9 protein-coding genes are annotated in these 7,642 nt (G+C 71.4%); 3 read left to right on the forward strand and 6 right to left on the reverse strand.

What is annotated here, in order from left to right; genetic code table 11:
- Positions 1-66 precede the first annotated feature (66 nt).
- Both HMPREF0731_RS12160 and HMPREF0731_RS12165 read right to left on the reverse strand, forming a co-directional pair.
- On the reverse strand, positions 67-531 hold the full coding sequence (locus tag HMPREF0731_RS12160) for an Lrp/AsnC family transcriptional regulator (protein WP_007004437.1): 465 nt from the start codon (positions 529-531) through the stop codon (positions 67-69).
- Between the two features lie 110 nt (positions 532-641).
- The gene (locus HMPREF0731_RS12165; RefSeq protein ID WP_007004438.1) at positions 642-1,772 is read right to left on the reverse strand and encodes a type III PLP-dependent enzyme; all 1,131 of its coding nucleotides are present in this window, start codon (positions 1,770-1,772) and stop codon (positions 642-644) included.
- 478 nt (positions 1,773-2,250) lie between these two features.
- Between HMPREF0731_RS12165 and HMPREF0731_RS24255 the strand changes: the two genes are divergently transcribed.
- The gene (locus HMPREF0731_RS24255; RefSeq protein WP_157136081.1) at positions 2,251-2,403 is read left to right on the forward strand and encodes a hypothetical protein; all 153 of its coding nucleotides are present in this window, start codon (positions 2,251-2,253) and stop codon (positions 2,401-2,403) included.
- A gap of 52 nt (positions 2,404-2,455) precedes the next feature.
- Here HMPREF0731_RS24255 and HMPREF0731_RS12170 read toward each other — a convergent pair whose 3' ends face one another.
- Positions 2,456-3,097 (reverse strand): TetR/AcrR family transcriptional regulator, encoded by a 642-nt coding sequence (locus tag HMPREF0731_RS12170; RefSeq protein WP_007004440.1) that lies wholly within the window; start codon positions 3,095-3,097, stop codon positions 2,456-2,458.
- Positions 3,098-3,234: 137 nt separating this feature from the next.
- Here HMPREF0731_RS12170 and HMPREF0731_RS12175 point away from each other — a divergent pair, with 137 nt between their 5' ends.
- Both HMPREF0731_RS12175 and HMPREF0731_RS12180 read left to right on the forward strand, forming a co-directional pair.
- Entirely contained in the window at positions 3,235-4,410 is a 1,176-nt protein-coding gene (locus HMPREF0731_RS12175) for an HlyD family secretion protein (protein ID WP_007004441.1), read from the forward strand.
- A 17-nt stretch (positions 4,411-4,427) separates the two neighbouring features.
- Positions 4,428-6,008: a DHA2 family efflux MFS transporter permease subunit gene (locus HMPREF0731_RS12180; RefSeq protein WP_007004442.1), complete on the forward strand. Its 1,581-nt coding sequence runs from the start codon at positions 4,428-4,430 to the stop codon at positions 6,006-6,008.
- A 158-nt stretch (positions 6,009-6,166) separates the two neighbouring features.
- Here HMPREF0731_RS12180 and HMPREF0731_RS12185 read toward each other — a convergent pair whose 3' ends face one another.
- The 3 genes from HMPREF0731_RS12185 to thiS are packed head-to-tail and all read right to left on the reverse strand — an operon-like array spanning position 6,167 to position 7,507.
- On the reverse strand, positions 6,167-6,442 hold the full coding sequence (locus HMPREF0731_RS12185; RefSeq protein ID WP_007004443.1) for a hypothetical protein: 276 nt from the start codon (positions 6,440-6,442) through the stop codon (positions 6,167-6,169).
- Complete coding sequence (locus HMPREF0731_RS12190; protein WP_007004444.1) at positions 6,439-7,239, reverse strand: thiazole synthase; 801 nt, start codon at positions 7,237-7,239, stop codon at positions 6,439-6,441. The genes HMPREF0731_RS12185 and HMPREF0731_RS12190 overlap by 4 nt, the downstream gene beginning before the upstream one ends.
- Before the next feature lie 4 nt (positions 7,240-7,243).
- The gene (gene thiS, locus HMPREF0731_RS26535; RefSeq protein ID WP_007004445.1) at positions 7,244-7,507 is read right to left on the reverse strand and encodes a sulfur carrier protein ThiS; all 264 of its coding nucleotides are present in this window, start codon (positions 7,505-7,507) and stop codon (positions 7,244-7,246) included.
- Between the last annotated feature and the right edge of the window lie 135 nt (positions 7,508-7,642).

Genomic DNA, 7,642 nt, shown 5'->3' on the forward strand with positions numbered 1-7,642 from the left:
CAGTTGGCGGGGTCCGGGGGGACCCTGTCCCCCCGGCGGGGTCCAGGGGCAGCGCCCCTGGCCTTTTTACTCTTCCGTTGCCTCCGCCACCGGCAGGATCGACGTCTCCTTGGCCGAGGTGATGGCCAGGATGGTCTCCGTCCGCTCCACCCCATCCTGCCCGCGGATCTCATCCGCCACGAAGCGCTCCAGCGCCGCGAGGTCGGGCAGGCGCAGCTTCAGCAGGAAGGTCCAGGCGCCGGTGACGTGGTGGCACTCCATCACCGGCTCGGCCGCGCGCATCGCGAGGCGGAAGGCGTGCTCCTCCCGCCCCGGGCGCATCGAGACGAAGACATAGGCCAGCAGCGGGCAGCCGATGGCGGCGGGGTCGAGATCGGCGCGCCAGCCGCGGATGGTGCCGCGCTCCTCCAGCCGCTTCACCCGCTCCGCCGTGGCGGAGACGGAGAGGCCCGCGACCTTGGCCAGCTCGGCGAGGCCCGCCGCCCCATTGTCCTGAAGGGCGACGAGAATGTTCCGGTCGATGGCGTCCATGACGCGAGTTTATCCGGCGCGACGCGATTGCAAAACGAGAAATCGCGAAAAAGAAAAGGCGGAAGGGTTTCCCCTCCCGCCTTCACCCATCCCGGAGGCCGGGGCAGGGGTCAGATGTAGTGCTCGGCCAGCGGGGCGAAGCCGTTGAAGCCCTGGCTGGCATAGGTCGTCACATAGGCGCCGGTGGAGAGCAGCTCCACCCGGTCGCCGCTCTGCAGCGCCAGCGGCAGGCGGTAATTGGACTTCTCATACAGCGTGTCGGTGCTGTCGCAGGTCGGGCCCGCGATCGTCACCGGGCCTTCCGCCAGCCCGTCATGCGGGGTGCGGAAGCGGTACTTGATGGCCTCGCCCTCGGTCTCGGCCAGGCCGCCGAAGCGGCCGATGTCGAGATACACCCAGCGGACGGGGTCGTCCTTGCCCTTGCTGGAGACCAGCACGACCTCGGAGGACAGCACGCCGGCGTCGCCGACGATGAAGCGGCCCGGCTCGACCAGGATCTCCGGCAGGGCGTTGCCGAAATGCTCGACCATGGCGCCCATGATGGCGGCGCCGAAATCGTCGATCTCCGGCACCTCGGAGCGGTAGCGCACCGGATAGCCGCCGCCGAGATTGGCCATGCGCAGGTTGATCCCCGCCTCCTTGAGGTCGGTGAAGATCATCGCGACCTTGGCGATGGCGGCCTCATAGGCGGCGGTGCGGGTCTGCTGGCTGCCGACATGGAAGGAGATGCCGTAGGGGTCCAGGCCCAGATCGCGGGCCAGCACCATCAGCTCCTTCGCCATCTCGGCCTCGCAGCCGAACTTGCGCGACAGCGGCCACTCGGCGCCGACATTCTCGACCAGGATGCGGCAATACACCTTCGCGCCGGGGGCGGAGCGGGCGAGCTTGCGCAGCTCCGGCTCGGAGTCGAAGGCGAACATGCGCACGCCGGCCTCGTAGGCGGCCTGGATGGCGCTTTCCTTCTTCACCGTGTTGCCGAAGGAGATCGCCTCGGGCCGCGCGCCGGCGGCCAGGCACATCCGCACCTCCTCCAGCGAGGCGGCGTCGAACTGCGACTGCAGATCCACCAGGCGCGACAGGATCGGCGCGGCCGGGTTGGCCTTCACGGCGTAGTAGATGCGGGCCAGCGGCATGGCGGCCTTCAGCCGGCCATAGTTCTCGGCGACGCGATCGACGTCGACCACCAGGCACGGGGTCGCCGGGGCGGCGTCGCGCAGGAAGCGGGAGACCTTGGGGGTCATCGCACACCCTCCATTCTCTAAATAGGAGGTCGGCCCCCAGCGGAGGCGCGGCCCCAAGTTGACGAAACGGTCGAACGAACCAGCGACCAAAGAGGGCCGGCTTGGGGCTTTCGCCTTTCGCCGGGGTTGCCAGAACGCTTGACGTCGTTGCGTAAACCTTTGGCCGATCAAGGTCGGCCTGGGGCCAGAGGCACGTGCGTACTGCGTCTGCGGCGGCATATAGAGATCTCGCCCCGCGCCGCAAAGGGTTTTCTCGGGGCGGACCCGGTTTTTTTCCGCATGCCTCCCCTGCAAGGCCGGAAAACTCCCGAAGACCGGCCGTGCTGGCTGGAAGCCTCTCGCGCCAAAGCGCGGCCCTGGGCGAATCCCTCCTGTCACGAATCGCCCTGGCGGGACGGAGGCGGCGCGATGGACGCCGCGCGGCCAGACCGGTAGGCGAAGGCCTGGCCGCACCCCCGGGATTCGCGCGATGCACGCCATGCCCCTCATCCTCATCCTGGCGCTGGTGGTGCTGTTCCCCATCGGCTGGCTGGTGTCGCGGGCGCTCTACCGGACGCTGGTCGCGTGGACGGTGGGCCTGTGCTGGCTGGGCTGGGTGGGGCTGGCCCTGTGGCGCTGGTGGGCGGGCTAGGGGGGGGGAGCGAAGCCCGCCGGCAGGGGCCGCGGGAAGGCGGCGCCGCGCCTCAGCCGGCGGCGTCCGCCCCATAGAGCCGGACGATGGCCCGGGCCGCCGCGGCGGCCTGCGCGGCCACGGCCTCCGGGCTGATATCGGGCGCCAGGTTCAGCGTGGCGCGCATGAACAGGTCGCCGCGCAGCAGGGCGAAGAACTGCTCCGCCACCAGCGTCTCCGAGGCCCCGGGCGCCAGCCGGCCGCGCGCCTTCTCGCCTTCCAGCCACTGCTCCAGCCAGCGCCGCAGCGTCACCGGCCCGGCCTGGTAGAAGGCGGCGGCCAGCTCCGGGCTGCGGCCGCTCTCGGCCAGCACCACACGGTGCAGGGCGCGCACCTTGGGCTGCAGCAGGAAGCCCAGCCAGCCGGTGCCGAGCTGCGCCAGCGCCTGCTCCAGCGGCAGGGCGTGGTCGACCAGCGCGGCATCGACGCTGCCCTGCAGCCGGCGGCAATTGCCCTGCACGATCTCGGTGAACAGCGCGTCCTTGCCGCTGAAATGCGCGTAGAGCGTGGCCTTGGAGACGCCGGCGGCGCGCGCCACCGCGTCCATCGAGACGGCGGCCAGCCCCTCGGCCATGAACAGCGCCGCCGCCGCCTCCAGGATGGCGCGCCGCTTCGGCGAGGCGTCGGTGTCGGGATCAGCGGCGGCGAGGGACATGGACGGCAAGTAAGCCGGCGCGGGCGGCTTCTCAAGTCCATACTGAACGGTTCAGTTCAGTTTTGCCTTGACGCCGGGCCGGGCCGGTTACATCTGGAACCGCAAGTGAACTGAACCGTTCAGTTCGAAGGTTTCCCATGAACGCTCCCGTCGCCCCCGCCGCCGCCGCCGAGGCCGCGCGCACCACCCCCGTTCCCGCCCGGCCACGCCGGCCGCGCAGCTGGCGTCGGCTGATCCTGCTGCGCGCCTTGCCGCTGCTGCTGCTGATCGGGGGCGCGCTGGGCGGTGCCTGGTACTGGCAGGTCGGCCGCTTCCTGGCCGAGACGGACGACGCCTATGTGCAGGGCGACATCGCCGTGCTGTCGCCGCGCATCGAGGCCGATGTCGCCGCCATCCTGGTGGGCGACAACCAGCCCGTCACCGCCGGGCAGGTGCTGCTGCGCCTCGATGACCGCGACGCCCGCGCCCAGCTCGCCCAGGCCGAGGCCGCGCTGGCCGAGGCGGAGGCGGCGATCACCACCGCCCGCGAGAGCCTGACCCAGACGGAGGAGCAGCTGGCCTCGGCCCAGGCGCAGATCGAGCAGGCGCGCGCCGAGCAGGTGCGCGCCGCCGCCGATGCCCGCCGGGCCGAGGCGCTGGTGGGCGGCGGCTGGTCCTCGCGCCAGAATGCCGACCAGGCGGTGGCGGCGCAGCGCAAGGCCGATGCCGCGCTGCGCGCCGCCGAGGCCGAGCTGGTGGTGCGCCGCCAGGCCATCGTGGTGCAGCGGGCGCAGATCGCCCAGGCCGCGGCGCGGCGCGACCAGGCGGCGGCCGCCCTCCTTCTGGCGCGCAACACCCTCTCCTATACCGAGATCCGCGCCCCCTTCGACGGCATCGTGGGCAACCGCGCGGCGCAGCTCGGCCAGCATGTGCGGCCCGGGCAGCAGCTGATCGCGGTGTCGCCGCCGCCCGCCGCCCTCTATGTCACCGCCAATTTCAAGGAGACGCAGCTCTCCGGCATGCGCCCCGGCCAGCCGGCGGAGATCCGCGTCGACGCCATCCCCGGCCATGCGCTGCATGCGCGGGTGGACAGCTTCGCCCCCGCCACCGGCAGCCAGTTCAGCCTGCTGCCGCCGGAGAACGCCACCGGCAACTTCACCAAGATCGTGCAGCGCGTGCCGGTGCGGCTGGTGCTGGAGCCCGGCCAGAATGCCGAGGCCATCGCCCGCCTGCGCCCTGGCCTGTCGGTGGTGGCCGAGATCGACACCCGCGCCGACCCGCACGCCCCGCGCGGCCTGATCCCGGCCGCCGCCGCGACGCTCGGCCTGCGCTAGAGAGGGGAGGGCGCGCCATGAGCGCCACCACCACCACCGGCCCCTCCGCCGCGCCGGTCGGCCGCATCCAGCCGCGCGCCATGGTCGGCTTCATGGCCATGGTGTTCGGCATGTTCATGGCGATCCTGGACATCCAGATCGTCTCCGCCTCGATCTCCGAGATCCAGGCCGGCCTCGCCGCCAGCCCGGACGAGGCCAGCTGGGTGCAGACCAGCTACCTGATCGCCGAGATCGTCATGATCCCGCTCTCGGGTTTTCTGTCGCGGCTGCTGTCGACGCGGGTGCTGTTCACCGTCTCGGCGCTGGGCTTCACCGTGTTCTCGCTGGCCTGCGCCATGGCGAGCAGCCTCGGCCTGATGGTGGTGTTCCGCGCCGCCCAGGGCTTCATCGGCGGCGCCATGATCCCGACCGTCTTCGCCGCCAGTTTTCTTCTGTTCCCGGGCGCGAAGCGCGCCAACGCCATGGTGCTGATCGGGCTGACCGCGACGCTGGCGCCGACCATCGGCCCGACGCTCGGCGGCTGGCTGACGCAGAGCTTCTCCTGGCACTGGCTGTTCCTGATCAACGTGCCGATCGGCGCGCTGATCGCGCTGGTGGTGTGGAACACGGTCGATATCGACCAGGCCGACCCGCGGCTGCTGGCGCGCTTCGACTGGTGGGGGCTGCTGTTCATGGCGCTGTTCCTGGGCAGCCTGGAATACGTCATGGAGGAAGGCCCGCGCTGGGACTGGCTGCAGGACGAGACGGTGGCGCTGTTCGCGGCCGTCTGCGCCATCGCCGGCGCGCTGTTCTTCTGGCGCGCCCTGTCGCGGGATGAGCCGATCGTCGATCTGCGCGCCTTCCTCGACCGCAACTTCGCCATTGGCTGCGTGCTCAGCTTCACCATGGGGGTCGGGCTGTATGGCTCGGTCTACCTGATCCCGCTCTTCCTCGGCCGGGTGCGCGGCTACAATTCCATGCAGATCGGCGAGGTGATGTTCATCACCGGCGCCTGCATGTTCGTGGCCGCCCCGATCGTCGGGCGGCTGCTGGCGCGCTTCGACCCGCGCCTGCCGCTGACGCTCGGGCTGCTGCTGTTCTTCCTGGCGCTGTACCTGACCGCCGGGCTGACCAGCCAGCACGGCTTCGCCGAGATGGCCTTCCCGCTCGGGCTGCGCGGTGTCGCCATGATGATGTGCATGGCGCCGATCAACCAGATGGCGCTCGGCACCATCCCGCCCGCCGGGCTGAAGGGCGCCTCGGGCCTCTACAACCTGATGCGCAACCTGGGCGGGGCGGTGGGGCTCGCCATCATCAACACGCTGGTGACCGACCGGTCCTACCTGCACCGGCTGCACTTGGCCGAGGCGGTGAACTGGGCGCGCCCGGCGGTCGAGGCGTATCGCGACACGCTGAGCGGCGCGCTGTCCGGAAGGCTGGGCGGGGCGGCGGATGTGGCGGCGCTGGGCAAGATCCAGGCGCTGGTCAACCAGCAGGCGCTGGTGCTGGCCTACAACGACACGCTGCTGGTGATGGCGGGGGCGTTCCTGGCCTCGCTGCCGCTGGTGCTGCTGCTGCGCCGGCCGCGCCCGGGCGGCGGTGGCGGCGAGGCGCATTGAGGTTTTGAGAGGGGCTTTGCCCCTCTCACTCCCCACCAAAGGCCTGAGGCCTTTGGAAACCCATTTGTTCAGTTCCCCCTGAGGCGGGTGCAGGGGACCCTGTCCCCTGCCCAAGGGAAAGAATGGGGGGTCGAGGGGGCAAAGCCCCCTCGAAGCGTTCAGTTCAGCGCCATGCAGCGGCTGCGGGTGTCCTCACGGCGGGAGACCAGGGTGCAGGTCACCCATTTCCCCTCCCGTTGCAGCACGAAGCCGAGGCCGCCGAGATTGCCGGCCATGCCGGTGATCTGCCAGCCCTCGTCCAGCAGCGCCTGCAGCGGGCGGTCCAGCTCGCGGAACATGGTCTCGGGCCCGGGCCCGGGGCCGGTGCCCTGGGCCTGGGCCGCGGCCGTGCCCAGCGCCAGCAGCCCGGCGGCTGCCAGCCGCGCCAGCCTCACCGGATCAGCCCCGAGGAAAGCGGGCTGGACGGGTCGGCCACGTAGTTGCGCGGCATGCGGCCGGCCAGATGCGCGTGCCGCCCGGCCTGCACCGCCGCCTGCATGGCGCGGGCCATGCGCACCGGGTCGCGCGCATGGGCGATGGCCGAGTTCAGCAGCACCGCGTCGCAGCCCAGCTCCATGGCCTGGGCGGCCTCGCTGGCGGTGCCGATGCCGGCATCGACCAGCACGGGCACCTTGGCGTTCTCGATGATCGAGCGCAGCATGAAGGGGTTGGTGAGCCCGAGGCCGGAGCCGATCGGCGCGCCGAGCGGCATCACCGCGACGCAGCCCATCTCCTCCAGGCGCTTCGCCGCCAGCGGGTCGTCGGCGCAGTAGACCATGACCTGGAAGCCGTCCCGGATCAGGGCCTCGGCCGCCTCGAAGGTCGCCGGCATGTCGGGGTAGAGGAAGGGCGGCGGGCCCAGCACCTCGAGCTTCACCAGGTTCCAGCCGCCGGCCTCGCGCGCCAGGCGCAGCGTGCGCACCGCATCCTGCGCGGTGTGGCAGCCGGCGGTGTTGGGCAGGTAGGTGTATTTCTTCGGGTCGACGAAATCCTGCAGCATCGGCGCCTTGGGGTCGGACAGGTTCACCCGCCGCACCGCGACGGTGACCATCTCCGCCCCGCTGGCCTCGATCGCGGCCGCGGTCTCCTCGAGCGACTTGTAGCGGCCGGTGCCGACCACCAGGCGCGAGCGGAAGCGGTGGCCCGCGACCTCCCAGCCATCGTCCGCCGTGGTCATGATGTCGCCGTCCATGGGCTCAGCCCCCGCCAATGAAGTGTACGATTTCCAGCGTGTCGCCCTGCGCCAGGGCGGTCGCGGCATAGGCCGAGCGCGGCACGATCTCGAGGTTGCGCTCGACCGCCACCTTGCGGGTGTCGAGGCTCAGCACCGCCAGCAGGTCGGCCACCGTCGCCCGGGTCTGGATGAGACGGGTTTCCCCGTTGATGGTGATCTGGATGCTCTCCGCCATGCGGCGGAATGTGGCGCGCGCGGCGCGATTGGGAAAGGGGGCGGGCGGCATGGCCGCCCCGCCCGGCGTGACATTCCTGGGACCGGGGCGGGGGAGGCCCGCCGCGCCGCTCAAATGGCGGTCTGCCCCTGCGGCAGGGTCAGGCCCGGCAGTGTCGCCGGAGCGGCGGGGGCGGCGGGCGCCTCG

This window comes from Pseudoroseomonas cervicalis ATCC 49957, assembly GCF_000164635.1.
GTDB lineage: Bacteria > Pseudomonadota > Alphaproteobacteria > Acetobacterales > Acetobacteraceae > Pseudoroseomonas > Pseudoroseomonas cervicalis.